This window comes from Arthrobacter sp. H35-D1, assembly GCF_030063185.1.
Taxonomy (GTDB): domain Bacteria; phylum Actinomycetota; class Actinomycetes; order Actinomycetales; family Micrococcaceae; genus Specibacter.
Genome location: NZ_JASISP010000006.1, coordinates 140,004 through 166,780 on the forward strand (window position 1 = coordinate 140,004; position 26,777 = coordinate 166,780).

Annotated in this window: 29 protein-coding genes; 9 read left to right on the plus strand and 20 right to left on the minus strand. The window is 61.8% G+C overall.

Going from position 1 to position 26,777, the window contains the following annotated elements; all coding sequences use genetic code 11:
- Window positions 1–101 precede the first annotated feature (101 nt).
- The 14 genes from QMG25_RS09415 to QMG25_RS09480 all read right to left on the minus strand — a co-directional run bounded on the left by QMG25_RS09415 (window position 102) and on the right by QMG25_RS09480 (window position 13,935).
- Window positions 102–2,846 (minus strand): family 20 glycosylhydrolase, encoded by a 2,745-nt coding sequence (locus tag QMG25_RS09415; RefSeq protein ID WP_283459585.1) that lies wholly within the window; start codon window positions 2,844–2,846, stop codon window positions 102–104.
- A 79-nt stretch (window positions 2,847–2,925) separates the two neighbouring features.
- Entirely contained in the window at window positions 2,926–4,440 is a 1,515-nt protein-coding gene (locus QMG25_RS09420) for a sulfatase family protein (protein ID WP_283459587.1), read from the minus strand.
- A gap of 6 nt (window positions 4,441–4,446) precedes the next feature.
- Window positions 4,447–5,472, minus strand: a complete 1,026-nt coding sequence (locus QMG25_RS09425) for an aliphatic sulfonate ABC transporter substrate-binding protein (protein WP_283459589.1) — start codon at window positions 5,470–5,472, stop codon at window positions 4,447–4,449.
- An 85-nt stretch (window positions 5,473–5,557) separates the two neighbouring features.
- A complete protein-coding gene (locus QMG25_RS09430; RefSeq protein ID WP_283459590.1) occupies window positions 5,558–6,355 on the minus strand; it encodes an ABC transporter ATP-binding protein in 798 nt (265 codons plus the stop codon).
- A gap of 9 nt (window positions 6,356–6,364) precedes the next feature.
- On the minus strand, window positions 6,365–7,255 hold the full coding sequence (locus QMG25_RS09435; RefSeq protein ID WP_283459592.1) for an ABC transporter permease: 891 nt from the start codon (window positions 7,253–7,255) through the stop codon (window positions 6,365–6,367).
- A 137-nt stretch (window positions 7,256–7,392) separates the two neighbouring features.
- A complete protein-coding gene (locus QMG25_RS09440) occupies window positions 7,393–8,559 on the minus strand; it encodes an ROK family protein (protein WP_283459594.1) in 1,167 nt (388 codons plus the stop codon).
- A 187-nt stretch (window positions 8,560–8,746) separates the two neighbouring features.
- A complete protein-coding gene (locus tag QMG25_RS09445; protein ID WP_283459596.1) occupies window positions 8,747–9,397 on the minus strand; it encodes a phosphoribosylanthranilate isomerase in 651 nt (216 codons plus the stop codon).
- A 543-nt stretch (window positions 9,398–9,940) separates the two neighbouring features.
- Complete coding sequence (locus QMG25_RS09450) at window positions 9,941–10,201, minus strand: hypothetical protein (protein WP_283459598.1); 261 nt, start codon at window positions 10,199–10,201, stop codon at window positions 9,941–9,943.
- Between the two features lie 618 nt (window positions 10,202–10,819).
- Window positions 10,820–11,287, minus strand: a complete 468-nt coding sequence (locus QMG25_RS09455; protein WP_283459600.1) for a GNAT family N-acetyltransferase — start codon at window positions 11,285–11,287, stop codon at window positions 10,820–10,822.
- A 91-nt stretch (window positions 11,288–11,378) separates the two neighbouring features.
- Window positions 11,379–11,849 (minus strand): Clp protease N-terminal domain-containing protein, encoded by a 471-nt coding sequence (locus QMG25_RS09460; protein ID WP_283459603.1) that lies wholly within the window; start codon window positions 11,847–11,849, stop codon window positions 11,379–11,381.
- Window positions 11,842–12,066, minus strand: a complete 225-nt coding sequence (locus tag QMG25_RS09465) for a helix-turn-helix domain-containing protein (RefSeq protein WP_283459605.1) — start codon at window positions 12,064–12,066, stop codon at window positions 11,842–11,844. Before QMG25_RS09465 ends, QMG25_RS09460 begins: the two co-directional genes overlap by 8 nt.
- A gap of 321 nt (window positions 12,067–12,387) precedes the next feature.
- The gene (locus tag QMG25_RS09470; protein ID WP_283459607.1) at window positions 12,388–12,576 is read right to left on the minus strand and encodes a hypothetical protein; all 189 of its coding nucleotides are present in this window, start codon (window positions 12,574–12,576) and stop codon (window positions 12,388–12,390) included.
- 131 nt (window positions 12,577–12,707) lie between these two features.
- Window positions 12,708–12,950 (minus strand): hypothetical protein, encoded by a 243-nt coding sequence (locus QMG25_RS09475; RefSeq protein WP_283459609.1) that lies wholly within the window; start codon window positions 12,948–12,950, stop codon window positions 12,708–12,710.
- Window positions 12,951–13,125: 175 nt separating this feature from the next.
- Window positions 13,126–13,935, minus strand: coding sequence for a metal-dependent hydrolase (locus QMG25_RS09480; protein WP_283459611.1), 810 nt, complete (start codon window positions 13,933–13,935; stop codon window positions 13,126–13,128).
- A gap of 230 nt (window positions 13,936–14,165) precedes the next feature.
- On the opposite strand from QMG25_RS09480, the gene QMG25_RS09485 reads away from it, so the two are divergent.
- The 4 genes from QMG25_RS09485 to QMG25_RS09500 all read left to right on the plus strand — a co-directional run bounded on the left by QMG25_RS09485 (window position 14,166) and on the right by QMG25_RS09500 (window position 15,885).
- On the plus strand, window positions 14,166–14,318 hold the full coding sequence (locus QMG25_RS09485; RefSeq protein ID WP_283459613.1) for a hypothetical protein: 153 nt from the start codon (window positions 14,166–14,168) through the stop codon (window positions 14,316–14,318).
- Between the two features lie 433 nt (window positions 14,319–14,751).
- On the plus strand, window positions 14,752–15,216 hold the full coding sequence (locus tag QMG25_RS09490) for a GatB/YqeY domain-containing protein (RefSeq protein ID WP_283459615.1): 465 nt from the start codon (window positions 14,752–14,754) through the stop codon (window positions 15,214–15,216).
- Between the two features lie 111 nt (window positions 15,217–15,327).
- Complete coding sequence (locus QMG25_RS09495) at window positions 15,328–15,552, plus strand: hypothetical protein (RefSeq protein WP_283459617.1); 225 nt, start codon at window positions 15,328–15,330, stop codon at window positions 15,550–15,552.
- A 120-nt stretch (window positions 15,553–15,672) separates the two neighbouring features.
- Complete coding sequence (locus QMG25_RS09500; protein ID WP_283459620.1) at window positions 15,673–15,885, plus strand: hypothetical protein; 213 nt, start codon at window positions 15,673–15,675, stop codon at window positions 15,883–15,885.
- Between the two features lie 252 nt (window positions 15,886–16,137).
- Here QMG25_RS09500 and QMG25_RS09505 read toward each other — a convergent pair whose 3' ends face one another.
- Both QMG25_RS09505 and QMG25_RS09510 read right to left on the minus strand, forming a co-directional pair.
- Window positions 16,138–16,347, minus strand: a complete 210-nt coding sequence (locus QMG25_RS09505; RefSeq protein WP_283459622.1) for a hypothetical protein — start codon at window positions 16,345–16,347, stop codon at window positions 16,138–16,140.
- Entirely contained in the window at window positions 16,341–16,538 is a 198-nt protein-coding gene (locus QMG25_RS09510) for a hypothetical protein (RefSeq protein WP_283459624.1), read from the minus strand. The genes QMG25_RS09505 and QMG25_RS09510 overlap by 7 nt, the downstream gene beginning before the upstream one ends.
- Before the next feature lie 223 nt (window positions 16,539–16,761).
- On the opposite strand from QMG25_RS09510, the gene QMG25_RS09515 reads away from it, so the two are divergent.
- The 3 genes from QMG25_RS09515 to QMG25_RS09525 all read left to right on the plus strand — a co-directional run bounded on the left by QMG25_RS09515 (window position 16,762) and on the right by QMG25_RS09525 (window position 19,463).
- Window positions 16,762–18,309 carry a flotillin family protein gene (locus QMG25_RS09515; protein WP_283459626.1) on the plus strand — a complete coding sequence of 516 codons (1,548 nt, stop codon included), beginning with the start codon at window positions 16,762–16,764 and terminating at the stop codon, window positions 18,307–18,309.
- 116 nt (window positions 18,310–18,425) lie between these two features.
- The gene (locus QMG25_RS09520; RefSeq protein ID WP_283459628.1) at window positions 18,426–19,115 is read left to right on the plus strand and encodes an MBL fold metallo-hydrolase; all 690 of its coding nucleotides are present in this window, start codon (window positions 18,426–18,428) and stop codon (window positions 19,113–19,115) included.
- A gap of 24 nt (window positions 19,116–19,139) precedes the next feature.
- The gene (locus QMG25_RS09525; protein WP_283459630.1) at window positions 19,140–19,463 is read left to right on the plus strand and encodes a putative quinol monooxygenase; all 324 of its coding nucleotides are present in this window, start codon (window positions 19,140–19,142) and stop codon (window positions 19,461–19,463) included.
- 1,542 nt (window positions 19,464–21,005) lie between these two features.
- On the opposite strand, the gene QMG25_RS09530 is transcribed toward QMG25_RS09525, so the two are convergent.
- Entirely contained in the window at window positions 21,006–21,194 is a 189-nt protein-coding gene (locus tag QMG25_RS09530) for a hypothetical protein (RefSeq protein ID WP_283459632.1), read from the minus strand.
- A gap of 52 nt (window positions 21,195–21,246) precedes the next feature.
- Here QMG25_RS09530 and QMG25_RS09535 point away from each other — a divergent pair, with 52 nt between their 5' ends.
- Together QMG25_RS09535 and hrpB are read left to right on the plus strand one after the other, a co-directional pair.
- Window positions 21,247–21,981, plus strand: a complete 735-nt coding sequence (locus QMG25_RS09535; RefSeq protein ID WP_283459634.1) for a hypothetical protein — start codon at window positions 21,247–21,249, stop codon at window positions 21,979–21,981.
- Window positions 21,978–24,674, plus strand: coding sequence for an ATP-dependent helicase HrpB (gene hrpB, locus QMG25_RS09540; RefSeq protein ID WP_283459641.1), 2,697 nt, complete (start codon window positions 21,978–21,980; stop codon window positions 24,672–24,674). Before QMG25_RS09535 ends, hrpB begins: the two co-directional genes overlap by 4 nt.
- Window positions 24,675–24,774: 100 nt before the next feature.
- Here the strand turns inward: hrpB and QMG25_RS09545 are convergent, their stop codons facing one another.
- From QMG25_RS09545 to QMG25_RS09555, 3 genes are read right to left on the minus strand one after another with little or no spacing between them, the layout of a single operon-like run.
- Window positions 24,775–25,065, minus strand: coding sequence for a protease inhibitor I42 family protein (locus tag QMG25_RS09545; RefSeq protein ID WP_283459643.1), 291 nt, complete (start codon window positions 25,063–25,065; stop codon window positions 24,775–24,777).
- A gap of 16 nt (window positions 25,066–25,081) precedes the next feature.
- Window positions 25,082–25,972, minus strand: coding sequence for an SDR family oxidoreductase (locus tag QMG25_RS09550; protein ID WP_283459646.1), 891 nt, complete (start codon window positions 25,970–25,972; stop codon window positions 25,082–25,084).
- Entirely contained in the window at window positions 25,969–26,529 is a 561-nt protein-coding gene (locus QMG25_RS09555; RefSeq protein ID WP_283459648.1) for a Dps family protein, read from the minus strand. Before QMG25_RS09555 ends, QMG25_RS09550 begins: the two co-directional genes overlap by 4 nt.
- Window positions 26,530–26,777: the final 248 nt, after the last annotated feature.

Consider the following 26,777-nt stretch of genomic DNA (forward strand, 5'->3'; position numbering starts at 1 on the left):
GCCCTCAAGCTGGCCAGGCTGTCTGCGAGGAGCACCGGGAACACGGGCAGCAAAGAGCCGGGCACCCTCGGCAGGGTGCCCGGCTCTTTTAGCGCTCGTGCCTAGTGCGAGCTGGAGCGTCGTCGCACGGTGGCCAGCGTAAGCAGGCCACCGATCAGCGCCAGAAGCGCACCACCAATCAGCAATGGTGACGTGGCGCCAGTCTGGGCCAAGTCATCGGGATTGGTCCCGCTGGAAGGTGCCGTGGTGGGCGCCGTTCCTTGCGTCGGTGCGGCACTTGTGGTGCCGTCCGTAACCGGGTCTGTTGCGGCCGGTTCCGTGGCCGGCTGTGTGGTGGCGGGCGGCGTGGTTTCGTCGCCCGGCTCTGTGGTGGCCGGGGGAGTCGTGGCCGGAGGAGTGACATCAACAACTACTTCGGCAATTTTCAAACCGGCGAAGCCGACGAGCAGCCCTTCGGCATCCTGGACAGTGGCCGTGTACTCGCCCGGAGCCCAGTCCGCGGGAACTGTCAAGGGTGCCTCGCCTGCAGCATTGCTGCGCACCCATTCAGTGGTGCCGGGGGCGCCATCCGTGCCGTGGACTGCGGCCAGCAGCCAGGCGTTGGGCGGCAGGTTTTTCATGGTGATGTACTCACCGCCGTTGAACTCGGTGGAGGGGATCCCCAGGTCAACGGGTGAGATCTCCGGCAGCGTCGCGGCATCCACCACCTCCGGCATGGTCGCCGGGGCAGCAGGTGCGGTGCTCCAGTCAACACCCTTGGTCTTGAAGTGGGTGAGATCCTGCAAGGCCATGCGACCGCCCAAGGCTCCGGCACGCTTGCTGAAGTCCGCGTAGTTGCGGTTTGCCTGTGGCGACCAACCCACTTCGGCGGTGGCCAGGGTGCGGGGGTACTGGTAGCTTTCGGTCTGGTCCATGCCGCGGATCCATTCGCCCCACTGCACGGTTTCCACACCGAGAATGCGGTCATCGCCGATGCCGGGCAGGTACTTTGCCGGATCCCAGTCATAGTGGGACTGCAAGGTGCACGGACCGCCGCAAGCCCAGGTTCCACCGAACTGCTCGGAGGAGTCCTGCTTCTGCGGAATGTATGTCTTGGGCGCGGGGGAGAGGATGACCTTGGCGTCATTCTTGATGATCTTGTCAGATTCACCCTCGCCGCCGCCGACCCACAGTTGAACCACCGAGTTGGGCGGTAGGTCAGCCGAGCCATACTCGTTCCAGCCAATGACCCGCTTGTCCACGTCGACGACCTGCTTGGTGAATTTGCCGATCATCTTCTGGTAGTCAGGCCCCGATGTCACATGTGACTCGTCGCCGCCAATGTGGATGAACGGCCCTGGCGTCATGGCTGCCAGTTGGGTCAGGACTTCCTTGGTGAATTCATAAGTGGCGGGGTTGTCGGCGTCAAAGGAACTGACTCCCACATCGCCTGTGCCCTGCGCATCAGGGGTCAGCTTGCCGTCCATGGGTTTGGGAGCGGACTTGGCCGAGTTCAGTTCCGGGATGGCGTGCAGGGCTGCGGTGGTGTGGCCTGGCATGTCAATTTCGGGGATCACCATCATGCCGTTGTCCCCGGCATACTTCACGATGTCCTGGTAGTCTGCCTTGCTGTAGAACCCGGTGTGTCCCGGTTCGCTCTGGCTGGGGTTCGTGGTCATGGCCGTCTTGCCGGAAATGTCCGTCAAGTCCGTGTACGTGATCCCGGACGGGTTGTCCGCGGCGGCCGGCTGGTCCATCGCGATGCGCCAGCCCTGGTCGTCGGTCAAGTGGATGTGCAGGCGGTTCATCTTGAACTGTGCGGCGTTGTCGATGTGCTCCTTCATTTCATCAACTGTGTAGAAAGAGCGAGCCACGTCGATGCCCACGCCGCGGTGCTCGTAGCGGGGGTAGTCGCTGATGACCACCCCGTCCACCGTCCAGGGGGTGTTGACGATGGTCTCTGATTCGATCCACTGCGGGAACAGCTGGCGCAGCGTCTGGACACCGTTCAAAGCACCGGCTGCCGTGTTGGCGGCAACTTTCACCCCGTTGGCGTCGGCCTGCAGCGTGTAGCTTTCCGGCTTGTCCTCGGATTGTTCTGCTCCCACGGTGAACTCAACGTCGTTGGCGGTGGCGGTTCCTTCGACCACCGGCAGGGCGAAGCCGGTGCTCTTGCGGGCCTTCTGCGCAAAGTAGGTGGCTGCGTCCACAGCGTCGCCGCTGGCCACGATCTTGCTCGAGGGCAGCAGGCGGAACGTGCCGTCGGCCGTGGCCGCGGATTCGGCGGGCTGGGGAACCAACGCCAGACTGTCGGGAAGGATCGGCTGGGGCTTTGCGTAGATTTCAAATTCGGAAATCGAGTACCCGTACGTGGACCAGCGCGTGGCGCCCGTCATGCGGATGAACTTGGCGTTGGCCACATCCAGCTGAACTTCGTCGACCCTGCCGGGGCCGGTGGTGGAGGTGACAGTCTTGGCGTCGGTCCACTCCTGGCCGTCGACGGAGGTCTGCAGCGTGAACTTCTTCGCAGCGGCGTTGGGCCAGGTGATCTTCACATGGTCGATCGGACCAGCCTCGGCCAATTCAATCTGCAGCCAGGAGTCGTCGACGTAGTTGGAGGACCAGCGGGTGTTGGTTTTGCCGTCGATCGCCTGATCGGCAGTGCCGTCCGGATAAGCGGATTCCACGCTTGAGGCCGTGGCCGTCCCGGTCAACGCCAGATTGACGGGATAGTCAATCGGCGCCTGGGGCGGGACCACAATGGGTGCCGCCTGCGCGGGGGTGGCTGTAAAGGTTGTCGGCAGGACTGCTGCAAACAAGCCCAAGGCCGCGGCGCAAGCCAGCCCGGCCGTCGTCGTTCTTCTCAAAACTCTCAATCAATTGCTCGCTTAACTACTCTTGGACCTCAAGAGGCGTCCGGTGGGTGGATGTACGCAGTGATGAAATTTAGGCGGTGATGAAACGTTCGACGGCGGTCGCAGGACGAACGCGCTCGTCTTCGGGGATGTCGCCGGCAAAAGCCAGCCATTGGGCAAATTTGTCTCCCCGCTCAACAAGTTGGCGGTACATGGCCCTGCGCATGAGGCTGACTTGCTCTCGGTAGAAGGGCACATCTATGACATTGAGGAGCTCGTCGGGATCGGTCACCATGTCATAGAATTCGTCGATGCCTTCGGGGTTGGCAATGTACTTCACTTTTTTGTTGCGGATCATGCGCTGGGCATAGGGGAAGTGGTGGCCGTGGAATTCACAGAGAATGTCCTCGCGCCAACCGTCCACGTCCTCGCCCGCGGCCAACGGCAGCAGGCTCCCGCCACGAACGCCCGAGGCATCGGCCCCGGCAATGTCATGGAAGGTGGCGGTGAAGTCCAGCAGGCTCACGAACTTGTCCTCGCGGCGTTCCTGTTCGCCGGGAAGGGCAAGAATGGCGGGTATGCGGTAAATGTCCTCATACATGGCCGGGCCCTTGTCGTTCAGGCGGTGTGCACCGGTAAACTCGCCGTGGTCTGCCGTGAACATGACGGCCGTGGAGTCGGTGAGGCCCAGCTCGTCAAGCACTGCCAGGATGCGGCCAATCTCGTGGTCGATCATGGATACATAGCCCCAGTACACGGCCGTGATCTTTTTCCACTCGTCCACGGTAAAGCAGTCCGTGGACCAGTATTCGGCGTACGTCTGCTGGATCATGGGCTTGCCGTGGAAGGTCTCGGCAAAGGAGCCCGGCAACTCTACTGTGTCCGGATCCACCATGTCGTACCATTCGCGGGGAATCAGGTACGGCAGGTGCGGGCCAAAGATGTGGCAGGAGAGGAAGAACGGTGTTCCGTCGTCCTCCTGCAATGCCCCGGCCGCAAACTCGCGCAACTTGGCAATGGTCTGATCCGCCAGAAAGGCCTCAAAGGTGGCCCCCGTCGGCTGGTCCGTCACACCGGCGATCAAGTGCCCCTGGCTGCCGTCGGCCCGCGTGGTGTACACGGGGCTGGAGATGTGGAAATCGGGATAGTCGTTGGCCTTGAGCCAGTCCTCGTAGCCTGGGTCGTCAAAGACGTTCAATGCCCCCGGCAGGTGGATGCCTTCGAAACCGTAGTACTCCGGCCCGCGGTCCTTGCCCACATGCCACTTGCCCACATGCCCCAACCGGTAACCTTGGTCGATCAGGGCCGAGGAGAACGTGGGCAGACCGTCGGGAAGTTCCTCGCGGTGTCCGGAGTTCCACTCATAATTGGCCAGCAATCCGTGCTCGAACGGCTGCAGGCCGGTGAGCAGGCTGGCGCGTGCAGGGGTGCAGATGGCGGTGGGCGTGTACGCCCTGTCAAAAGTAGTGCCCCGAGCGGCCAGCCTGTCCAGGTTGGGCGTGTGGTTGGAGGTGTTGCCGTAACAGCCCAAAGTGTCGATGCGCTGCTGGTCCGTCATGAGGAACAGCATGTTTTGGCGTGGTGTTGATTTTTCCGCGGTAGTCATTGAACGCTATACCGCCGGTGTGCTGGCGTACAGCTCGGAGTTGTAGAACGTCTTGGGGTCCACGACTTCGGGGATCTTGTCGGCGGCCTTGAACTGCTCCTGCAGCGCATTCAACCAGGTGTCGACGGTGCCCTTGGAGGAGAGTTCGTCGAGTTCGGCGGAGGTGAACAGCTTGGCCACGCTGGCCTGGGCCGCCATGTCCTCTTCCTTCAACTTGAGGAACTTGGCCGTGGCGGCAATGGTCTTGTCCTGGTTGTCGTAGCGGTAGTCGTTGGCGGCCTTGATCAGAGAGATGAAGCTGGTGGCCAGCTCTTTGTCCTTGGCGCCACGGCCCGCACCCGCCACGAAGGTGGAGGGGAAGGTGAGCTGGTCGATGAAGTCCTCGTTGGAGTACAACTCGACGAGGTCCGGCTGGCCCTTCTTGGCGCTGTCGATCAGCGGGTACCACAACGCTGCGCCGTCAATCTGATCCGAAGCGAAGGCTGCCACGATGGCGGGCGGTTCCATGGCGATGACGTCGAAGTCCTCGCGGGAGAGGCCATCCTTCTTCAAGGCCAGTGTGAACAGCTGGTCGCCGGAGGTGCCGGTGGGAATGGCGACCTTCTTGCCCTTCAAGTCAGCGAGAGTCTTGTTTCCGGGCTGGGCGATGATGCGGTCTGCGTTGGAGACGGAGTTTACTGCCCAGATTTCTGCCTTGCCGGAGGCCGGCAACCAGAGCGCGCCGGAGCCGATGTAGGCCACGTCTACGTTATTGGTGCCCAAGGCCTGGATGGCCAGCGGGCCGTTGGTGAAGGGGAGGTACTTCGGCTTCAGGCCAGCCTTGGCCCAGAAGCCTTCCTGATCGGAAACGGCCATGAGGGCTGCGCCGTTGTAGTCGGCAATGTAGCCAACCTTGATCTCCACCGGCTCCTTGGCGCCCGGGGAGTCCGCTGATCCGGAGTTGTCCTTGGCGCCGCAGGCAGCCAGAAGTGAGACGGCAGCGGCGCCCATGGAGAGCTGTAGTACGTTGCGGCGGGAAATTGAAGCGGACATGTGTCCTCCTGGTTGTGTGCGTCCCGTCGTCGGGGCGCAGCTAAAGGGGTGAAAAGTGTAAAAAATATTGGTTGGGGCTGCGGTGCTATTGGTGGGCTTCTGCAACACCCGGCTGGTGGTACACCGCCGCCCAAACCTCGGAGCGGAGTTTTGCGAATTCGTCTGAGAGCCGCATTTCCTCCGTGCGCGGGTAAGGCAGGTCGATCTTGATTTCCTTGAAGATCCGGCCAGGCCTTGCTGCCATGACGATGACGCGGGAGGCCAGGAACACGGACTCGTCCACGTCATGGGTGACGAACATGACGGTGCGCCGTTCCTTGGTCCAGGTTTGAAGCAGCTGTTCCTGCATGTGCACGCGGGTCAGGGCATCCAAAGCACCGAAGGGCTCGTCCATGAGCAGGATTTCCGGATTGACGGCATAGGCGCGGGCAATGGCACAGCGTTGTTTCATGCCGCCGGAGAGTTCCTTGGGCAGTGCCTCGGCGAAGCTGGACAGGCCCACCAATTCCAGGTAATGGTCCACGATCACGCGGCGTTCCTTGGCAGGAACCTTCTTTAGCTCCAGACCGAATTCAACGTTCTTGCGCACTGTCAGCCACGGGAATAAGGCGTATTGCTGGAAGATGACGCCCGTACGGGTGCTGGGACCGGTGACCGGCCTGTCATCGACCAAAACACGGCCACTGGTGGGATCAAGCAGCCCTGCTGCCGCATTGAGCATGGTGGACTTGCCGCAGCCGGAGGGGCCGACGACGGTGACGAACTCGCCGTCGGCGATGTCCAAATTGACGCCGTCGAGCGCGGTGAAGGTGTTGCCGGTGAGCGTGAATTCCTGGCGCAGGTTCTCGAAGCGAATCATGGCTTGGTTTGTTGTGGTTGTCATGGTGTTCCTTTAGCGGCGTTCTTGCCAGCGAGTGAGGCGGGCTTCGATCATGAGCAGCAGTCGGTCCATCAGAAGGCCCAAAATGCCGATGACGATCACGTTGACCAGGATGGTCGGCATGTCATAGAACTGCTGGGCCTGCTGCATGCGCATGCCCAGGCCGTTGGGAGCAGCGAGCAGCTCCGCGGCCACCACCGTGGCCCAGCCGGCGCCGAGTCCGATGCGCATGCCCACGAGGATGAACGGAGCTGAGGCGGGGACAACGACGCGCATGAAGATCACGTAGCTGCCAGCACCCAGGACGCGGGCGGCGTTGATCAATGTCTTGTCCACGCTCACCACGCCTTGGTAGGTGGAGATGACGCAGGACAGGAATGCGGCAAGGAAGATGACGAAGATCTTGGGTGTTTCCCCGATGCCCATGGTGACCATGACAAGGGGGAGCAGTGCCAGCGGGGGAATGGTACGGAAGAACTGCACCCAAGGCTCGATGATGGCCCGGCCCACCTGATACCAGCCCATGATGAAGCCGATCGGTATGGCCAGCAAGCTGCCGATCAAGAAGCCACTCAGGACGCGGGCCAAGGAGGCTCCGGTGTCCTCGGCAAGCGTTCCGTCGGCAAGAACCTCACCTCCGCGGACCAGAACTTCGAAGGGACCGGGCAAGCCGACGATCCCGCTGGCCGAGAACAGGGACCAGCCTGCAAGACCCGCGAATACGGAAGCGAAATTGATGGCCAGCAGGGTCTTGCGGCTCAGCTTGCGGCCGGTTTTGTCTGGCTTCTTCCTGGGTGCGGCCGGTGCGTCTGCCGGGGTGTTTGGAGCGACATCGTCAGGCGTGGAGCTGCTGCCGGGGGCAGGTGGGGTGTAGACCGAATTGATGGTGTCTTTAGGTGCCATGGAACAAACTTATGATACTGGTCACATCATGTCAAGGCTGTTTACATAAATAGGCTTGTCATCTGTTTTTTGATGCACTCAACCCTGTAGCAGGTGGTGAAACGGCTCTAGGGCACGCGGTAACCCAGAGGGGAAGCTCAGTTGATGGTGGTCAGTGCCCAGTGGTTCAAAGCCATGCGTGCGGCACCGTCGCTGCCGGTGGTCGGAGAGAAGGTCGCATTGGTGATGGTGGTGGAGCGCGGCCCCAACTCCAAGTGTTGTCCGGCCAGGGCCGTTCGGACAGGCGCCAAGAGCGGTTCGCCAAACTGTGAAAGCTCGCCGGCAATCACCACGCGGCTGGGATCAAGCAGCACGCAGGCGCTGCCGATGGCACGGGCCAACAATTCCCCGGACCAGTCCACGATGCCCTTGGCGATGTCATTTCCGTCGGCCGCGGCCTGGGCCAGGTCGGCAATGGAGGCAAAGGCATGGCCCCTGCGGGCCGCCTCGAGGAGAACATTGTTTTCATTGATGAAGCTCTCGAGACAGCCGTTTCTACCGCACCAGCAGGCCGGGCCGGCAAAGTCCACACTGAGGTGCCCGAGTTCGCCGGCAATGCCGCTCCCGCCGCGAAGAAGTACGCCGTTCGTCACCACCGCCGAACTAATGCCGGCTGAAAGCACCACGTACAGCAGGTCTTCGCTGTCCTTGCCGTAAGCCATGGCGGCGAGGCGAATATTGTTGTCCCACAGCAGGGGAGCGGGCAGCAGTTCGCGCAGTGGTGAAAGTGAAGCCCCCTTGGGGTCGAGCTGCTGCTCGATGCCGTCTGCGAGCGACTTTGGGTCGGCATGGCGGCTGGCAATGCCGACCCCTGTGCCAATCACAGTTTCAGGTTTGATGAGTCCACGATTGATGAGGGACTGAACCATGTCCGCTGCGTCCTTGACCTTGGTTTCCAGTCCGGCAGCGGTGGCGATGTCCCTGCATTCGCTCGTCACGGTGGAGCCGTCAAAGCCCAGCACGGAGACGCTGATACGCCGCCTGCCCAACTCAATTCCTATGGCGGCCCCTGCCCCGGGATTCAGGGAAAGGACTTTGGTGGGCCGTCCGTGGCGGCCGGTGGTGTGGAGCAGTTGCTCGTTTTCCATCAACACGCCGCGCTGTCGGAGCTCGCCGACAATGGCGGAGAGCGTGGTGCGGGAAAGCTTGGTGTCCGTTTCCAGTTGCCGCCGGGTCCGTTTGCCATGGGCCACAAGAGTTTCCAGCACTCGCAGTTCATGTCTGCGTCGCACCGCCTGCAATGCGTTGTCCTCAGATGTCAGCACGTCCCCCACTTTCAATTCCGGGCGCCCGTGGAGCCCTGTAGTGCCCATTGTGACCCGCACGGGACATTTATGTAAAGTCTATTGCCTTTAATGATCCTTACGGAAGACGGCACGAACTGCCGCGGGTTGTGGCGGAGGGGAAGACGGCGAGAGTTCCGGGGCCATGCAGGCTTGCGCCATTCCCGGTCTACTGGAAGGTGGCCGGGCGGGATTCGTTGCCGTCCGGTTCGGCGCTCCGTGCTGCCTCAATAAATTTGCGAATCAGCCCTACGTCCTTCACCCCACGGTCGGCTTCAACACCACTTGAGACATCGACCCCGCTCGGTTGCAGGGTGGCGACCAAGCCTGCAACGTTGCCGGGATGGAGCCCGCCGGCCAGCAGCCAAAAACCCCGTGGTGATCTGCCGGAGAGCAGCCGCTCCGCAAAAGCAACCCCTGCGCCGGGCTCAACGGCGTCGAGCAGGATCCGTTCGGATTCCCATGACTGCTTTTCTTCGGCGTCCAAGGTGGTGAAAGCAGCTGCTGAGAAGGCCCTCAAGGTGCGGAATCCCTCTTGATGCAGACGAGCCATGTCGAGCACGCTCTCGTCACCGTGCAGCTGGACGGTTGACACGCGCGCCGCATGTGCAGTCTTCACGACCTCATCGATGGGCTGGTTGCGGAACACTCCCACCGTCTCGATGCTTCGGGGGACGTTGCGACCAAGCCTGGCTGCCTGTTCCGCCGATACGGTGCGCGGGCTTCCGGGGGCAAACACGAAGCCAACGGCGTTGGCCCCGGAAACAACCGCGGCAGCAACGGTTTCGGCGGTCTGCAATCCGCAAATCTTTACGTACATTGGTGGCAAGGGTCCTGACTGTTTGGCTTGGCTCCGGATGGCGTCCACGGCAGGCGCCCGCTTCCCATGCTAGTGGTCATGTTGACAGCAACTCCATTCCCCTGATTGCGGTCTTGGAGACCGCGGAAATCACGGGAGCTCACGCCTCGGCCGGTGATGGTCAGCCCATACACACCCATGAGTGTGCCGTCCGGTGAACGCGGCAAGAGTCGTTTCGCCCTCCTTGAGCTGTACTTTCTTGGCGAGTGGCCCGTCTCATCTAAGTTGGGCCATGAAAAGTGCGGATGTCAGCGGAACGGTCCGACCGCAATTAGACGAACTTGCCGCATTTGTCTCACTACAGTCCGACCAAAACATCGAATCCAGCAGCAAGTTCAGCGAGTCCGTACGTTTCAGATGCAGGGGCTTTACATTCCCGTAGGGGGAACCTTTACCGGGCACTTCCCACGAGGGTGGCTTGAATCTCGAATTCTGGACCTTCTCATTCAGGGAGCGCACGCTCTCGAAATGGAACGCAACGACGGCAAGGAAATGGTTGGCGCATTAGGCGTTGCTCGAACGGCGAGCACCAATCGAACGCGCGACGGTGAGAGAGAGGCCGATTAGGACCGCTGCGATGCCGCACGCAACCGCCGCTTTTTCAAATGAGCTCATTGCCGTGATTCGTAGGTACAGCGTCGAATCGATCTCTCCGTAAAGCGCATCGAACATTGAGTAGCGTGTGAAGTAACTAAGTGCCGCTGTCGTGGCTGTCGCAAGGCCTGCGCCGACCAGCAGCACTGAGAACAAGGTTAGATAGCGCAATGATTACCCTTCTCGACGATCGCGTCGTCAACGGTCTGTGTTGGTTTTTCGGAAGGGGAACAGTGCCAGATAGGTAGAAGAGCGCCACTGAATTGCCGGGACTGTTCTTCAGCCGACTCTAGATGAATCTTCCAAAGGTTCCGGCAGTATCGGACGGAATCTGCTCGCGTCTCATGGACATAGAGATTGCCAGAAGCACGATCCCAACCATCAGAACAAGAACAGCAGCACCAAGGAGCCCTTGATCACTTCCGGCGGCTGGGCAGCCCGCAGAACTGTCGTCAATCTCAGGGCAGCTCCTCCAGGGCTGTAAAAACATTACAAAACCGCCTGCTACTCCTGCGAGAGTAAGCACGGTTCCCAATATCGCGTACACGGCCTTTCTGGAAGATCTCATGCTTCATCCAAACACGGCCACAGTCGCCTTTTCATCCCCCCGTAGGGGAACCCTGTGCGGGACAGGAGGCGCGACTGTCTGACTAGGCGAAGGAGCCGTTGATGGATTCTGAACTCAATCCACGCTGTTGTATCGGGCGCATGGGTCTGACCTGTAAATCTCAAAGAAGACATGCCCGGCCCATTCGTCGTTTTGGGGCCTCAGTGGCTCAGATCCATGGATTAGAGTTGCTTCTTCATCTTCGTGGTCACTGTCTCGTATCCCATTGATTCGTATAGCTTTCGGGCACCGTGGTTGAAATCGAAGACGCTGAGACCAAGTGTGTGGGCACCGTGGGAACGCGCGTAGTCCTCCGCTAGTTTCATGGTCGCCCTACCCAGGCCCTTGCCGCGATGCTCATTATCAATGACTATGTCCCAGACCCACCAAGAGTGGTTATCTTCAGAACTGTCAGTTCCAACCCAGAGGTAGCCGATGGTTGAGCCGGTAGTGTCAATAACATCGAAAACGGCATTATCTATCGTTGGAAAGTTCTCAGGAAACGCGGCATCGAGGCTCTCCTTTGCGCGCCTATGTGCATCTTGCGGGGATTCGCCTGTCGCAATGAGATCGGATTCATATTCATGGCGGCTTCGTTCGATCCAGGCAGGGAATCGTTGGGCGCTGAGAGGGATTAGTTGGACAGTCATTTGATCATTTTGCCAGTGGGGTGCAGGAGCAGCGAAAACCGATACAGAGATCCTCACTGAGGTGTCTCGCGAACAACCCTCTACCGGGCGGTTAGGCAGCTTCCGAACGTGTCAGCTTCGCGATTGCCTCCGTAGGGTCGATCCCGAGTCCGACTGCCAGGGCTGCGGCGGGATCGGGAGCTTTGAGGCTCAATAGAGCGACGGCGATTTGGTGGACATTGATGGTGCGCGAGTGACTAGCAACAGCTGTGGCCAGCGCTGACTTCATGACGTTCTTCGCCCCGGTGCTGAAGGGGGTTCTCGACATCTTGGGGGGTGTTGACCAAGTCGACGCAGCGCCGGAGAGGTTGAGGCCAATGGCGCGAAGCGCGGTCGAGTCGAAGTCAGCGTCGACGTCGCGGGCGCGTTGGAGCGTCACGCCAAGGGTGTCGATGATTTCTTGGTCGTGGAGCATTCCAATAAAGAGGTGATCGGTGCCGATTCGGCGGTCGCCTCGCATCTGTGCCTCTTTGACGGCACTGGTGACGGTTTCACGGGCACTCGGAGCGAATCGTTCAAACATCGTCTGTCTCTTTCTTTTTTCCGTGTTTCATGTGAGCTGACTGGCGTGAGACGCCTAAGGCGTCTGCGATCTGTTCCCATGACCAGCCCGAAGCACGAGCGGCTTCAACGTGCGTGGCTTCAACTCGTTCTGCGAGGCGTCGCAGTGCGACGGCCGCCCGGAGGCCGGTGGTGGGGTCGGCATTTTGTAGCTTGCCGAATAGATCTTCACTAGACATAGCGTCAGTCTAAACTGACGGATAATATCTGTCAGTCTAAACTGACAATCAATACTCGAGGGGTGTAGCGTAAGCCGGTCCACCACCGAACACTCAGCTCTCTGACCTGCATCTTTGAAAAGGAGGGATGTTGACTGTTCCGTTTGCCCCGTCCGTTGGTCCATCCCGTCCGTTGGTCCATCCCGTCCGTTGGTCCATCCGGTCCGCGGGCCCTCTGCGGGACAAGATATGAAGCTCGCAAGCTTTGGCGAATCACGTTCCGATGGTCCACCTCAGAGAAAGATATTGCTAATGGTCCATGTGTAGTGAGATTGGTCCACTTTAGATGAGACAGGACAGCAGTTTCGTAAAGTGCTTGCGATGCTTGGGGGCATCCGGATACTTCACTGCCTCAGCCAACGAGAGCTTTGCGGCCCTGTCTCGCACGTCGCCGGCCGTTGTCGGTTCCGGGCTGATGGAGGCGCCGAGCCTTGCCAGCGTGTCAAGGACAATGGCCACGACTGCACTCACTCTCCCCATCACAGCAGTTGCCATTTCATCGCCGAACGGTGACTTCGTGAGGTTCCACGAGTAGGAAGCGGTCGCTTCTTCGATGATGTGCGCGGCCGTTGCTACGGTGCCGTCCGGAGCCGGAAAAGCGGCTAGGTGCAGGGAGTTGCCTGGCCGAAGATCCGGTCGACTTGGTCCTTCACGATCAGCCGGTGATCGGTCATCAGGAATCCCTGGGCCTCGCGTCTTCCTAAGAACCTGCCTTGCACGTTGTACCCGAACCACACCAAGGGCAGATCCTCGGTGTCGAGGGGGTCCGTAGAAAGACGTTGCTCGAGTGCCAGCCACAACACGTCGTCGCTGTCGCTGTAGATCGGATGCGGCGGGCCAGGCATGAACGTGAGCTCATCGACGTCGGCGCCGGTTTGGATGCCTCGGCGTAAGCCGCGCCAACTGTGGCATGGACGCTGCGGCCTTCATCGATGGGGTCCTGCAGGTAGTGGGCGAGGGATTCGCTCATGGTGGGCTCCTTCGTGCATGTGCCCGGTATTGTCAGTTGACGCCCGTTTGTCAGGAAATTATTGCGGCTGCAAGTGCCCACATGGTGTAGGCGCTGACGGGCACCAAAACCAGCCACTCGCGCACGGAGCCGGCATTGCCCAACAGGGGGAGGGCAATATTGCCGCCGGGACGCCAGATGTCCTTGACCAGCGGCATCCTGCGCAACAAGCGCGGAGGTCTGATGCGCAGTGGCCACAGGAGGTTGCAGCCTCCTGTGGTGAGCATGTCCCCGACAAGGTGGATGGCCACACCCAGGCCCATGGACAGGGGGAACCAATACGGCTGCTGGGGAGCGTACAAGGTGACGAATACACCCACGGCTATGCCTACAACCCACGGGAACTTCTGCATGGTGTCAGGGATAAACTTCAGCGCCTTCGCGGCAAACGATGCCAGGAGGACGGCCAAGATCCCGGCACCGGGAAATATCGTGCCAAAACCGGGAAGCTCCATTGTCCACATGCCGGCCAACGCGGCTATCGCCATAAAGACCGCAAGTCCCAGGATGGAGTGCGTGCCGTGCCGATGGCCACCGGACATCTTGCCAACCTGGATGCACATGATGTTGGACAGCGGAGGCAGCGAGTTTGCAATCGTGGCGTGCCGATGGTCGGCGTCGGGCACAAGTGCGGCACCGGCCGTCACCAAGGCTCCCGCCACCACGCCGCTCGGCGTGAGATCGAGCAGGCCCATTCCCAGGGTGAGCTGTTCGGGCACTGCCGGCAGCACCTGGTGCACGGCACCCAACCCCACCTCAATCCGTGTGGTCAGGGCCAGCCATACGGCGGCGCCGCTGGCAGCGTGATGGGCTCCCATCATGAGGGCACGTCCTTGCATATCCGGGTTTGATGTTCTGATCCCGCAATACGTGGACAAAACCTGCTCAGGCAAGCCTACGCGCAGCCACTGACATGTCCGCCATGGCGTTGGATGCCGCGGGCCAGCCGCAATCGCGCAAAATCGAATATATGTTCTATTCAACGAGCAGGCTTCGGCTGCGCTCGCAGGCAGTCCTTCCCGGGCGACGATGCACGGCGTACGGTTGGCTCATGAGCCACGAACCAGCAGAAGAGACGCCCGACGCCGATTCAAGCCCCAGCGGGCACTCGACCCCGGTGGAGAAATTATTCGGCCTCCTTGTTCCGAAGCCGGACTTGCCGGAGGAAGAAATGTCCAAAGACCACAAAGGGCAAGAAGAATGACAGCCTTGTAGCTCCAAACACGAGGAAAGCGTGAATGCCTTGACTGACTCATCAGCGCCCGGCTCACCCTTGGCTGGCTCATGGTTGTCTCTGCCCGGAAGCCCCGGCGCAACGATTCCGGATCCGTCCCGGCCTCCCATCCCTCCCGACCCAGCTTGGCCTCCCGACCCAGCTTGGCCTCCCGACCCAGCTTGGCCTCCGGACCCAGCGCCGTCTCCTGATCCAGCGCGGCCGCCAGAGCCCGGTGAACCGTTTCCTCCGCCTTTCCCGCCCGACCCGACGTCGCCGCCGGATCCCCTGTCGCCGCCCGGGCCGGGCACCCCGCCCCCTCAGCCGCCCTTGCTCGGGTAGTTGCGGCTTCGATCGGCTGCGAGGGGGATAATTGCTGGTGGCAGTCTTCAGGCCGCCGCATCCACCAAACTTAAGGGAGCCCATGTCCTCGCTGAAGCAACAACTCAAGACCGACGTCGTCGCGCACATGAAGGCTGGCAACAAAGTCGCGCTGACAACGGTTCGCAACGTTTTGGGTGAAATTGAAACGCGTGAAAAGGGTGGCAAGACACCGATGGAGTTCGACGACGCCCAAGTGACCACGCTGCTTCAGAAAGAGGCCGCCAAACGCCGGGACACAGCGAAGATCTACGCCGAAGCAGGAGAATCCGACAGGGAAGCAGCCGAAATTGGCGAGGCAGAAGTCATCGAGGCGTACCTGCCCCAGCCCCTTGATGCCGATGCAGCCGCAAGCATTGTAGACCGGATTATCACGGTCCTTGAAGCGGAGCAGGGCCCATTGTCCATGCGGCAGATGGGTGTTGCCATGAAACCCATCACCGCCGAAGTCGCCGGCCGATTCGATGGCAAGGCAATTTCGGAAATGGTGCGCAAGCGCCTGCAGTGACAGCGCAGGCAAGTCACTTCCCATGACACGCACAGAACCCATAAACCAGCACCCACAAGAAGCGGAACATAGATGATCCAACTAAAGCAGGACAACGAAGGATTCGTTCGCATGAGTCGCCAGTTCCCCGCCAAGACCGTCATTGCCATCACCTTCAACGATGGCAGCGTCGGGGAATACACGGGCAAGCGCATGAACGAGATCTATGATCGTGCGCTCGCAGCCTTCCGGCTCGGCAACAACCTCGACGCCAAGGGCTTTGACCGCAATCATAAAAAGATCCACCGCCGCAATGCCGTGGAAGTTGTCCCGGTGACGGCAGGCATGGCGCCCTAACTTATATATCCGGCGGTTAGGCCCCATACTTTCCGGTGGCCACCAACGCCGTGTGCGGTGCAAACCAGTTTCCCATGCGCCGATCCGCAGCAGCGGCTGCCAATGGCCGGCATGGTCGGCATGGCTGGAACGGTCGCAGGACTGTGGCGGCTGCGAGGCAGCCGCCACATCATCGCCGGCCTGGTCCAAAATGACTTGGCATTGTGCTTCCGTGGCGTTGGAGATGAACTCCTTGCGAGCCGAGAGAAGCACTTTGCCCAGACCGCAGCGGTACTGTCCGGCCATGGAAACAACTCCCACAACGAAAGCAACGCCCCAGGCAAGCAGAAGTGACTGGTCGGGTTCGCCGTCGTTCCTGTTGAGGACTTCGACAATGGCGCCGCAAACGGAAACTGCCGTCACCAGGGCCAGCAGCAGCAACCACTTTCCCGTGGACACGCGGAAGTTCAAGAACATGCGGCGGTGCCAATAGCCGGTGCGCTCTCGGTGCCGGGAGTCCGACCTCAAGTGTCGAAGCTGCTGGCGAAAACCCGGCCGCCCGAATGACTCCTCCGAGGTGAACCAGCGGTCAAAATCACCGTTGGTTTACTGCCGGGTCCGGGTGGTTTCGCGTGTGGTGCGCAACTGCTCGAGCTCAGTGGTGCAGTGGGCAATTTGGCGGGGGCTGTCCAGGGCGCCAAACTTGCGGGCATCGTGCAGGTCGGTGAGAAGCTCCGGAATCTCAAGGCGCTCCTTCTTCATGAAGAAGGCTGCGATGATCGAAACAGCCAAGCTGTAGACCGCGAGGATCACCACCGTGAATCCAGCCCCGGCAATGACAGCATGCTGACAGGGTTGCCCACCTCCTCGATGTGCGACGCCGCCATGCTTGAGGTGATGCCCACGATGTAGTTCACGACGAGCGTGAGCAGTTCAAGGACCATGACCGTGTAGAAGAACTGCCGGCTGCGTTGCCGCGTCTCATGGTTGGGGCCCGTCGTCCTCAATGATGATCGTTGCCTCGGGTGCGTTTTCCACTTTTTACCCTTGCTGTGGGTGGTTTGCCGTTGCCTGTCAACGCTTCCGCGCCATCCACAGCCTGTGCCGGCCGCGGGAATGTGCGCCGACATTACCCCATCATGTGGACAATGTTCCCCGACTCCGTAAGATCGAAGGTTGGAGGCGGACCGCAGAGTTTCCGAAGGGCCGCCGTGAATACCGAAAGGTCTCATGTTCGCGACCATTATTCCCCTGCTCATTGGACTCGGCGCACTCTTGGTGCTCATCGTCGTCGCCGCCGTGATCTCCCGAATGGCTTTGCACATTGCCAGCCCGGACCAGGCCCTGGTGATTTCCTCCAAGGACAACAAAAGTCAGCCGGATCCCAACAGCCAGCGTGTGGTGTTTGGGCGGATCTTCATCAACCCGTTCACGCAGCGCGCCTACCCGCTCTCACTTGCCTCGCGCCAGGTGTCGCTGAAGATCGAAGCCATTTCCCAAAACGGCATCAAGCTCCACCTCACGGGTGTGGCCCAGGTGAAAGTTGGCGGCGACGCGGATTCTGTCCGCAAGGCCGCGCAGCGCTTCCTCAACCAGCAAGACGCCATCGACCACTACACGCAGGAAACACTCTCGGGTTCGTTGCGTTCAATTGTGGGCACCTTGAGCGTGGAATCCATCATCAAGGACCGCGCCACCTTTGCCAAGAGTGTCAAGGAGGAAGCCGAGCACTCCATGCACAACCAGGGCCTGGTGATCGACACCTTCCAGATCCAGTCCGTGGATGACGAGACCGGCTACCTGCGCAACCTTGGACGCCCCGAGGCTGCACTGGCCGAGAAGAACGCCAAGATTGCTGAAGCCCAGTCATTGCAGGAGTCCGAGCAGGCCAAGGCCATCGCCGACGAGCAGGTGGCCCTGGCCCAGCAGCAGCTGATCATCAAGCGGGCGGAGCTGAAGGAAGAGGCCGACGCCCGCCAGGCTCGTGCCGACGCGTCCGGTCCGCTGGCCGCTGCCGAGCAGCAGGAACAAGTCATCATCCGCGATCAGCAGGTTGCCCTGCGCCGTGCCGAGCTACGCGAAAAGGAGCTCGACACTGAGGTCCGCAAGCCAGCCGACGCGGAGAAGTACCGCCTGATCCAGCAGGCCGACGCCAAGTTGGAAGAACGACGCCGGTCCTCGGAGGCCGCTGAAATCGAGGCGACCGTTGAACTCGCCAAGCGCAAGCTCACGGCCGAGGGCGACAGGGTTGCCGCAGAGGCCGACGCCGCTGCCGCCACCGCCCGAGGCAACGCGGATGCTTCCGTGATTGAGGCCAAGGGCCGTGCCGATGCAACAGTCATCAAGTCGTTGGGCCAGGCCGAGGCCGAGTCCAGGGAGGCCAAGGGTGTGGCCGAAGCCGCCGGGATCGCCGCCCAGGCTGAAGCGTACGAGAAGTTCAACGACGCAGCCATCATCAGCAAGGTCCTTGAAGTGCTTCCGTCCATGGCCCGTGAAGTTGCGGCGCCCATGTCGGCCATCAAGAACATGACCGTTGTTTCCAACGACGGCGCAAGCCAGTTGAGCAGAAACGTCTCCAACGGCGTCCACCAGACAACCCAGCTGATCAAGGACTCAACTGGGCTTGACCTCATCAGCCTGCTGCAGGGCATGGGCGGTGGAACGTCCAACGGGGCCACCAACGGCGTTTCGAACGGCGATTCCAACGGCGCTTCAAACGATGATTCAAGCGCTGTCTCGGATGCGGGGACTCCGGAACTCGAGCTGGACAGGAACTAGCCGGATTGCTTGACCGGACTGCGTGGCCGGATGGCTGGCCAGTCAGCTGACCACTGCGAAAGAAGCTTGGCTCGAGCCTGGCGACGCATCCAAAGATGCGCCGCTAGGCTGGAGCCATGACTGACTCTTCCTCGCTGATCCACGACTTGCCCCGCCACACTGTTCGCCGTGCCGTTGTCTCCGCCATGTCGAACAATGTCTACCTCGTCACTGCCAAGGAAACGGGCGCCCAGGTGCTCATCGACGCGGCCGACGAGCTGCCTTCCATTGACGGGCTTTTCCAGGACGCGGCCAACGATGCCGCAGTCCCCACTTCCCTAGCCATGATCGCCACAACCCACCAGCACTGGGACCACGTGCGTGCACTGGCCGCCCTTGTCGACAAAACGGGAGCCCCCACCGCTGCCGGAACAGACGACGTCGCCGGCATCACCTCCGCGACGGGAGTGGCAACCAGCCATGCCCTGCAGGACGGGGACACGCTCGCCGTGGACGGCATTGAACTGGCCGTTGTCCACCTGCGCGGCCACACCCCCGGGTCCATGGCCTTTGTGCTGAAAGATGGCCCTGCCGGTGAAGGTTCTGCAGGCACCACCTTGATCTTCAGCGGTGATTCTCTGTTCCCCGGGGGCATTGGCAATACCGGGGAAGACCCGGAAAGGTTCACCAGCCTGCTCAACGACGTCCAGGACCGTCTTTTCAAAAGCTATGCCGACGACGCCGTGGTGCTGCCGGGCCACGGCAACGCCACGACGCTGGGTGCTGAGCGTCCCTCGCTGCCGCAGTGGCGCGAGCGTGGCTGGTAGCGCGATTTCAACTAAGCTGGGTGCATGTACTTTATTGTTGTGAAGTTCTCTGTCAAGCCCGCATCCGCCGAGCAGTTCATGGACCTCGTGGGCCCGTTCACCCAGGCAACCCGGGCGGAACCCGGAAACTTGTGGTTTGACTGGTCGCGCAGCGTCGAAGACCCGAATGAGTTTGTGCTCATCGAGGCCTTCCTTGACGACGACGCCGCGGGAGCCCACGTCTCCAGCGACCACTTCAAGGCCGGCATTGAGTCCATGGGGCCCGTTCTGGCCGCAACCCCCAAGATCGTCTCCCGCAAGGTCGAAGGAGACTCCTGGGGCGAAATGGGCGAACTGCAGATCGGCTAGGAGACCGCTGCAACGTTCTTGGGCAACCCCGGCAGCCGTGCTGGAGGGTAGTGCGCTCTTCGATGCCGCGCACGTGCAGGATGTGGGTACAGTGTGGTCTGTCTCCGGGCCGTACTCCACCGTGATCGTGTACGGTCCCACGGTTGTCGATTTGCCACAACGTGCCGTCGTCGATGGGCAACGCTTTGATGCAGCGGGCGTGGAGCGCCACTGCGATGCCAGAACCCACGAGCTCTCGAGTGGCCGCCCGCCACTTCGTGAATGTTCAGGGGCGATGGCACATTTACTATGACAGGGGGCCTCCCTAGTACAAAAGTTCACTACAAGGCAGCCGTCCAGGGCGCGATCCCGACAGTCCCAGCTGCTGCTTTGCCTGACGTCGGAGCAGCTGAACATGCGTGGGCATCCTGGTGTGCATCAGTTCTTCTGGCCAGGCTTTCCACCAGCACGTAGGAGCCTGGCACCTCCTGTGCCAACTATGGTGGGTCCGTGCTGGCCCCCGGCTCCCGTCAAATTTTTGACGTGACACCTCCCATATCTGCGCAGCCCGGACTTTGTTGGGAGCTCGGCCGGCCTGTGGAGAACTATTGTCCATAGTGCCAATCCCGTGGCTGTTTGGCGTCTAATAGGCAGAGATGGGCACTGATGAGGTTCCCAACATGCGTAAGGTGTCTGTAAGCCGATTGGACCCGATGGCAGATACAACGCAACGAAATCCATCTCCAAAATCTTCCGGCCCCACCGTGAGTTGAAGGTAAAGATCGTCAGGACTTCGGCTCATATACTTGGTCGCCACCTCGTTGCAGTCCACCACCGTGGGTTCGTTTTTTCCCACCACGGCGACGACCTCTCCGGTGTGCTTCTCCCCGCAGTCGACGTCAGCGCCTGACCTATTGTTGACGCATTGCCGCAGAACGGCCGAGTTTGACCCGGCTAGGGCTCCTTCGACTGAAGTTGCCACCGTCAACGAGGGCGGAAAGGTGACTGTGCAGATCCCGCTCGGACTGGTACGCACAGTTAGATCGCTGCGGAGAAGATCAACTGTGGGATTGCCCGCGAGGTACGCGATGAGAGTCGCTTCATCACAGATCCCAGCGGAGGAATAAACCTCGGTGGCGTGGGCGATTTGACAGGACACTGACGTCGCGTCCGTGCTGGAACCTGACAGGCACGTTCCTGGACGGAGACTCTCAGCAGCGACCGAGCCGGCGGCTCCAGTTGTTGGACTACTTTTGCCGTCCGAAAGCAGAGACTGGCTATGGACGGCACCAGGATCACCCTTGTCCTGACTGTTCGACAATGCTATGTCAGCAAGAGGGAAAGCTATGCCAGCTAGAAGGGTCAAAATGGCGACAATCAACGCGGCTTTTGCGTACGGATAATTGGTTATTATGGTTCGCGCAGCGTCACGGAAGAGTTTGGAATCACTACTCTCAGGTGCTTCAATACCTTTCGGTATCCCCAGCTCACTATTGCTCAAATCGTCAATTGGCTGGTTGGGAGAATGGTCCATGGACTGATCGTCATGTTCCATGAAGCGTTCTAACTGAGCTCAATGTCATAGATGACGGCCTTGACGGAGCCGCCACAGTCGGGGGCATCGCTGTCCAGATGGACTTCTATAGTGGTGGCGTTGACGCCGGCAACGGGCACATCAAATTTTTGGATTTCGTTGAACGGGACGGATTGCACGTCCAGTTGTTTGTTGTTTCCGGTGACACGGACGGACAACGATTGATTCGAGTTGATGGAATCATTGGCCTGTCCCACCGAGAATGTAAGATTGCTGAAGTTGTTGGCCAGGCGGAGTTCCAAGGTCTCTGCGCTCGAGTCGGAGCAAGAGCTTATTCCTGCGCTTATCCCCGAGATGTCCTGTTTGTCTGCGAGGTTGTATCGGCTTTCCGACCAGCTGCTGCTCGGGTTGAAGAAGTCGGCGAGCGTAAGTGCCTGCCCTTTTTTCTCTGGAGTCAGAACATGGCTTTCCGCTGGCGTTGAGCTGCTGTCCGAATTTGGGCCCGGACCACTGTCCGAATCCGTGCTTGGGGCATTGGCAGAACCCATGCTCGGCGAAGGTGAACTCGAGCCGTTGCCCTGTGCCGAAGACGAAGCACCAGTCGTGGATGTGTCTAAGGGCGGTGCGGGAGCCGTCACGGTAATTGTAGGAGATTCTTGGGGTGATCCGCCGCAGCTGCTTAGAACGCATGCTGTTCCGATAACGAACACTAACTTTATTGTGCGGCTTATCATTGGGTCCCCATTTCCATCAATTTATGCGCATTTGCGTCAGTTTTTGGAAGCATACATGACAAAACTCACCGGCAGGTTCGGGCGGTCCGATTGTGACGAGCAGTGCTTTTCTGAACTTCTGTGCAGCGGCGTTTCGTTCCTCTTTCAGCCCATGGTGGAGATGTTGGCTCGTGTTTTTGCCATCCTCCGACCTGCTCCGGTCAAACCCGATGCCGCCGGACTGAGAGTCCGCCCGGTGTTCAGGGACAGATGCGCGAGAATGGAACGGTGAGTACCTTCCCCACACCCACCCTTTCACTCCCCTCCGGTCCCTTTGAGCTGCCCCGGATCGGACAGGGACTCGTCTTTGCCCAATCACTGCCGGAGCTGGCGCACATCCTTGGCCCTGCCCGGCTCAATGGAACGGCTGAGACTGTTGGCGCAGCCGCGGTGGTCCAAGCCCCGCCCGGCACGGGCAAGACCACGCTTGTACCCCCGCTCGTTGCCAATGCGCTCGGCGGCGATCCCCGGCACCGTGTCCTCGTCACCCAGCCGCGTCGCGTCGCCGTCCGATCGGCGGCCAGACGCCTGGCCGCGCTCGACGGGACAAGCCTGGGCGGCAAAATCGGCTACACGGTGCGCGGCGAAAACCACAGCGGCCCCGAAACCATCATCGAGTTCCTCACCCCCGGCATCCTGTTGCGCCGGCTCCTGCACGACCCTGGGCTGGAAGGCGTGTCCGCCGTCGTGCTTGATGAAGTGCACGAGCGGGGCCTTGACACCGATCTCCTGCTGGGCATGCTGGTGGAGGTCCGCCAGCTGCGTGGGGACCTGACGCTGCTGGCCATGTCTGCCACGCTCGACGCTGCCCGGTTTGCGCAGTTGTTGGCCGAGCCCGAGGACGGGCCCCCGGCCCCTGTGGTCGACTGCCCGTCCGCACTGCACCCCCTTGACGTTCGGTGGGCGCCGGCCGCCGGCCCGCGCATGGACCAGCGGGGTATTTCCCGGGTGTTCCTTGATCATGTGGCCGACACCGCTGCGGCGGCGCATGCAGCTGCCGTCGCAGCGGACTCTTCAGTGGACGCCCTGGTCTTCGCCCCGGGAGCCGGGGAAGTGGACCACATCGCTGCGCGTCTGCGCGGGCGGGTTGCCGGGGTGGAGGTCCTCAAGCTGCACGGCCAGGTGCCGGCGCGGGAACAGGACCGGGCGGTGTCGGCCCGCGAAGTCGGCGGGCTCCCGCGCATCATCGTTTCCACGTCGTTGGCGGAGTCCTCGCTGACAGTGCCGGGCGTCCGGCTTGTCATCGATTCCGGGCTTTCCCGGGAGCCACGTCGGGACGCCGCCCGCGGCATGACTGGGTTGGTGACCGTTTCCACTTCCCGGGCCTCCGCCGACCAGCGCGCGGGACGTGCCGCGCGGCTGGGCCCCGGCACCGTGGTGCGTTGCTACGACCAGAAGACCTTTGCGGCAGCCCCCGCCCACGCCATGCCGGAAATTGCCGTGGCCGAGTTGAGCTCCGCAGCCCTGCTGATGGCCTGCTGGGGCGCCCCGGGCGGTGCCGGGCTGCGGCTGCCGGACGCCCCGCCCGCTGCAGCCCTGCAAACGGCCATAGCCGTGCTGGGCGAATTGGGTGCCGTTGACGGACGCGGACACGCCACCAGCCTCGGCCGGACCTTGGCAGGGATCCCCGCCGATCCGCGGCTGGCCCGGGCGCTGCTCGACGGCGCCCCCAGTGTCGGGGCCAAGGCTGCTGCGGAGATTGTGGCCCTCGTGGCCGGCGACGCGAGGGCGCCGGGGGCAGACCTCACGGTGCTGCTGGCCGCCATGCGTACCGGGCGCGACCCGGCGGCCCGGCGCTGGAGCACTGAAGTGCGCAGGCTGGAACAAATTGCGCGCCGGGAAGGCAAACGCAATGTCGCCCTCCCTGCTACTGCCGTTCCAGCCACTGCTGGCCCACCTACTGCCGGAGTCGACGAGGCGGATGTCGACCCGAGCGAGGCGGTGGGGTTCGTCGTCGGGCTTGCCTTCCCTGACCGGGTTGCGCGCCGGGTTGCCGACGCTGCGGGGGAGCAATACCTGCTGTCCTCGGGCACGCGCGCAGGGCTTCCGGCGGGCAGTTCGCTAGCCGGCCGGCACTGGCTGGCAGTGGCCGAGGTGGCTAGGGCCCAGGGACGGGACGCAGCAGGCACGGGAGCTGTCATCCGTGCGGCTGCAGTGCTGGGGCAGGCGAACGCGGAGGTGGTCGCCGCCCACATGCTCCACGACTCGGTGGACGCAGAATTTCGCAACGGCCGGCTCAGCGCCCGCAGGACACGACGACTGGGGGCCGTGGTCCTTTCCGCAACCCCCGTCAAGGCCACGATCGCCCAGGGCAGGGATGCCGTGGCGGCAGCCCTGGCGCGCGAGGGACTGGGCCTGCTCCCGTGGAGCCCTGGCGCGGACAGCTTGCGGCGCAGGCTGGCCCTGCTGCACCGGGAGGTGGGGGCTCCATGGCCGGATGTGGGCGATGCCGCATTGACGGCGCGGCTGAGCGAGTGGCTGGGCCCGGAACTTGAAGCGGTGGCTGGCGGCAGGGCCCTCTCGACACTTTCCCTCACCGAGCCGCTGCGGCGCCTGCTTCCCTGGCCGGAAGCCGGCAGGCTGGGGGAACTCGCCCCCGAAACACTGGGTGTGCCCAGCGGGTCGCAGATCAGGATTGGCTATCCGGACGTGTCCGACGGCGGGCCTCCCATAGCCGCCGTCAAACTGCAGGAGTGCTTTGGGCTGGCAGAGACCCCGCTGCTTGCCGGCGGTCGCGTGCGGGTCCTGTTCCACCTGTTGTCGCCCGCGAGGCGGCCGTTGGCCGTCACCGACGATCTTGCGTCGTTTTGGAGCGGGCCCTACTCCCACGTGCGTGCGGAGATGCGGGGGCGCTATCCCAAGCATCCCTGGCCCGAGGACCCGTGGAGCGCACCGGCCACCTCCAAGGTGAAGCGCCGGATGTGAAACGCCCTCCCGGGGTCTTCCACCCAGGGCCTGCCACCCGGGCCTTCCACCAGCCGGCTGCGGCACGCCTTGGACGCACGGGCGGCGTGCCCACGCCGTTTCAGGGCCGGACCTCAACTACCTCGACGCGCTGTTCCAACGCCTCGGTTTCCCACGTCCGCTTGAGCACGAAGCGCACTTCCACCCGACCCGTTTCAACGGCAAGAAAATGGAAGCGATGCGTTCCGGAAGACGGAATCGGGGCGGGGGAGCCGTTCTGCAGATCCACCACGAAGGCATCGTTGAGCAGTTCAATTCCGCTGGGAACGCCGGCAACGCACCACTGGTAGCCGGTAGCGGGGGTCGCCCGGATATCCACATTGAACGGCTCGCCTGCCTGGACAGTGATCAAGGCACGGACCTTCCCGCTAGTCGTCCGGGCGTGGCGCAAGGGGAACCGGACCCGGGGGATTGGACCCCGACCAATTGGTCTGCCGCCAGTCGTTGCCAGCCACCTGCGAACTGGCCTGGGCAGCCATCTCAGCCATGCCGCCGTCGACCTCCCAGCTGGCGCCCGTGACGTAGCTGGCCGCGGGCGAAGCCAGAAAGGCTATGACTGCCGCCACCTCATCAGCGGTGCCGGGATGGCCCAACGGGACTCCGGGGCGCGGGATCGAGTGCGCAGGCCCTGTCTCCTCCGGAGGCAAGTGGGTGGCAATTTCCCCCGGGGCAACGGCATTGACGGTGATTCCCTGCCCGGAAAGTTCAAGGGCGAGGGTCTTCGTCAGGCCGTCAAGTCCGTACTTTGATGCGGAATACGCCCCGAAACCAAATCGCGGGTGGTGCGCGTGGATGCTGGTGACCACCACGATCCGGCCGCCGCGGCCCCCGGCGAGCAACAGTTTCGCGGCAGCTTGCAGGCACAAGAACGCACCGTTGAGGTTCGTGTCGAGAATGCGCTGCCATTGTGCGTACTGGGTGTCCACCACCGAGGCGCACAATCCCACGCCCACATTGTTGACGAAGACGCCCAAGGACCCCAGCGTGGCAGCAAGCTGTTCCACAACCGGAGCGCAGCTGGGCAGCGATGTGGTGTCCAGCCAAGCCGACGCTGCACGCTGTCCGTGACCTTCGATCGCCGCAGTGGTGTCAGCGGCACCGGCCTCGTCGTCGTGCCACGTGAAGCCGACGTCAAAACCGTCACGGGCCAGTGCAATGGCCGTTGCCTTCCCAATGCCCATGTCGGCGCCTGTCACAATTGCCGTGCGCGGATACAGCTCCTTCGCATCGCCTTGCACCGACGCCGCCGTTTGACTCATTTCGCCGAGTTGGCGGCTGAATGCTCGGTCTTTTTGCCGGCATTGGCCAGCTCTCCGGCGTCGTCCTCGAGGTGGGCACGCAGGAACCACTGGAAAAGCTCCAACTGGGCACACTGGTTGATGACCATGTCTTCGGTGATTGGATCCAGTTCGCCAACCTGCTCCAACGTTTCACGGTGGCTTTTCAGGAAGCCTGTGTAGACCAAGTCAAGTGCGGCCATGTGGGCGGAGGTGTGTGCCCGGCCAATGGCGTAATCGTTCCAATTTCGTTCGGTGACCAGGGCGCCGGGCAAACCGTTTGGGGAGACGCCCAAAGTGGCGATGCGTTCGGCCGTTTCATCGATCATGGCACGGACCAGGTCAATCTGCGGGTCGAGCATTTCGTGGACACTGATGAAGTCCCTGCCCACCACATTCCAATGAGCGTGCTTGAGCGTCAACGCCATGTCGTTGAGTGCATGGAGCCGCGACTGCAGCAGGACGGCGACTTTGTGGCCGTCCTTCAGCGACATTCCGGGAACTGTGTAACCTGCGGAGGCCTTCTTCTTGGCTGGCATTGAAACTCCTTCGAATCGGTGGCATTGTCGGATGGTTCACATGCACCGGGACACGTGGCGATCCGGCTTGCCTTCACGTTAGTCAGTTCGGAGACGGAGGTCTAGGGCAGGAGGCAAAGATCCAGGGCCCGGCACGGAAACGGTGGCCGGAGGTAGCTGCGAATTGCTTTATTCCCGCTGATATTCAGTCCGAATGGAGCAGGGGCGCATGTCCATTCGACGAGTTTTTGTGAATGATTGGCGTGTCC

What these genes read in the sequence shown, in the direction of transcription:
- QMG25_RS09445 (WP_283459596.1), bottom strand. Translation starts at nt 9,397, where the DNA reads ATGTACGTAAAGATTTGCGGATTGCAGACCGCCGAAACCGTTGCTGCC.
- QMG25_RS09435 (WP_283459592.1), bottom strand. Translation starts at nt 7,255, where the DNA reads ATGGCACCTAAAGACACCATCAATTCGGTCTACACCCCACCTGCCCCC.
- QMG25_RS09500 (WP_283459620.1), top strand. Translation starts at nt 15,673, where the DNA reads ATGGCTGGAACGGTCGCAGGACTGTGGCGGCTGCGAGGCAGCCGCCAC.
- QMG25_RS09455 (WP_283459600.1), bottom strand. Translation starts at nt 11,287, where the DNA reads ATGACTGTCCAACTAATCCCTCTCAGCGCCCAACGATTCCCTGCCTGG.
- QMG25_RS09465 (WP_283459605.1), bottom strand. Translation starts at nt 12,066, where the DNA reads ATGTCTAGTGAAGATCTATTCGGCAAGCTACAAAATGCCGACCCCACC.
- QMG25_RS09425 (WP_283459589.1), bottom strand. Translation starts at nt 5,472, where the DNA reads ATGTCCGCTTCAATTTCCCGCCGCAACGTACTACAGCTCTCCATGGGC.
- QMG25_RS09490 (WP_283459615.1), top strand. Translation starts at nt 14,752, where the DNA reads ATGTCCTCGCTGAAGCAACAACTCAAGACCGACGTCGTCGCGCACATG.
- QMG25_RS09460 (WP_283459603.1), bottom strand. Translation starts at nt 11,849, where the DNA reads ATGTTTGAACGATTCGCTCCGAGTGCCCGTGAAACCGTCACCAGTGCC.
- QMG25_RS09480 (WP_283459611.1), bottom strand. Translation starts at nt 13,935, where the DNA reads ATGATGGGAGCCCATCACGCTGCCAGCGGCGCCGCCGTATGGCTGGCC.
- QMG25_RS09555 (WP_283459648.1), bottom strand. Translation starts at nt 26,529, where the DNA reads ATGCCAGCCAAGAAGAAGGCCTCCGCAGGTTACACAGTTCCCGGAATG.
- QMG25_RS09520 (WP_283459628.1), top strand. Translation starts at nt 18,426, where the DNA reads ATGACTGACTCTTCCTCGCTGATCCACGACTTGCCCCGCCACACTGTT.
- QMG25_RS09420 (WP_283459587.1), bottom strand. Translation starts at nt 4,440, where the DNA reads ATGACTACCGCGGAAAAATCAACACCACGCCAAAACATGCTGTTCCTC.
- QMG25_RS09525 (WP_283459630.1), top strand. Translation starts at nt 19,140, where the DNA reads ATGTACTTTATTGTTGTGAAGTTCTCTGTCAAGCCCGCATCCGCCGAG.
- QMG25_RS09430 (WP_283459590.1), bottom strand. Translation starts at nt 6,355, where the DNA reads ATGACAACCACAACAAACCAAGCCATGATTCGCTTCGAGAACCTGCGC.
- QMG25_RS09515 (WP_283459626.1), top strand. Translation starts at nt 16,762, where the DNA reads ATGTTCGCGACCATTATTCCCCTGCTCATTGGACTCGGCGCACTCTTG.
- QMG25_RS09475 (WP_283459609.1), bottom strand. Translation starts at nt 12,950, where the DNA reads ATGCCTGGCCCGCCGCATCCGATCTACAGCGACAGCGACGACGTGTTG.
- QMG25_RS09550 (WP_283459646.1), bottom strand. Translation starts at nt 25,972, where the DNA reads ATGAGTCAAACGGCGGCGTCGGTGCAAGGCGATGCGAAGGAGCTGTAT.
- QMG25_RS09485 (WP_283459613.1), top strand. Translation starts at nt 14,166, where the DNA reads ATGAGCCACGAACCAGCAGAAGAGACGCCCGACGCCGATTCAAGCCCC.
- QMG25_RS09495 (WP_283459617.1), top strand. Translation starts at nt 15,328, where the DNA reads ATGAGTCGCCAGTTCCCCGCCAAGACCGTCATTGCCATCACCTTCAAC.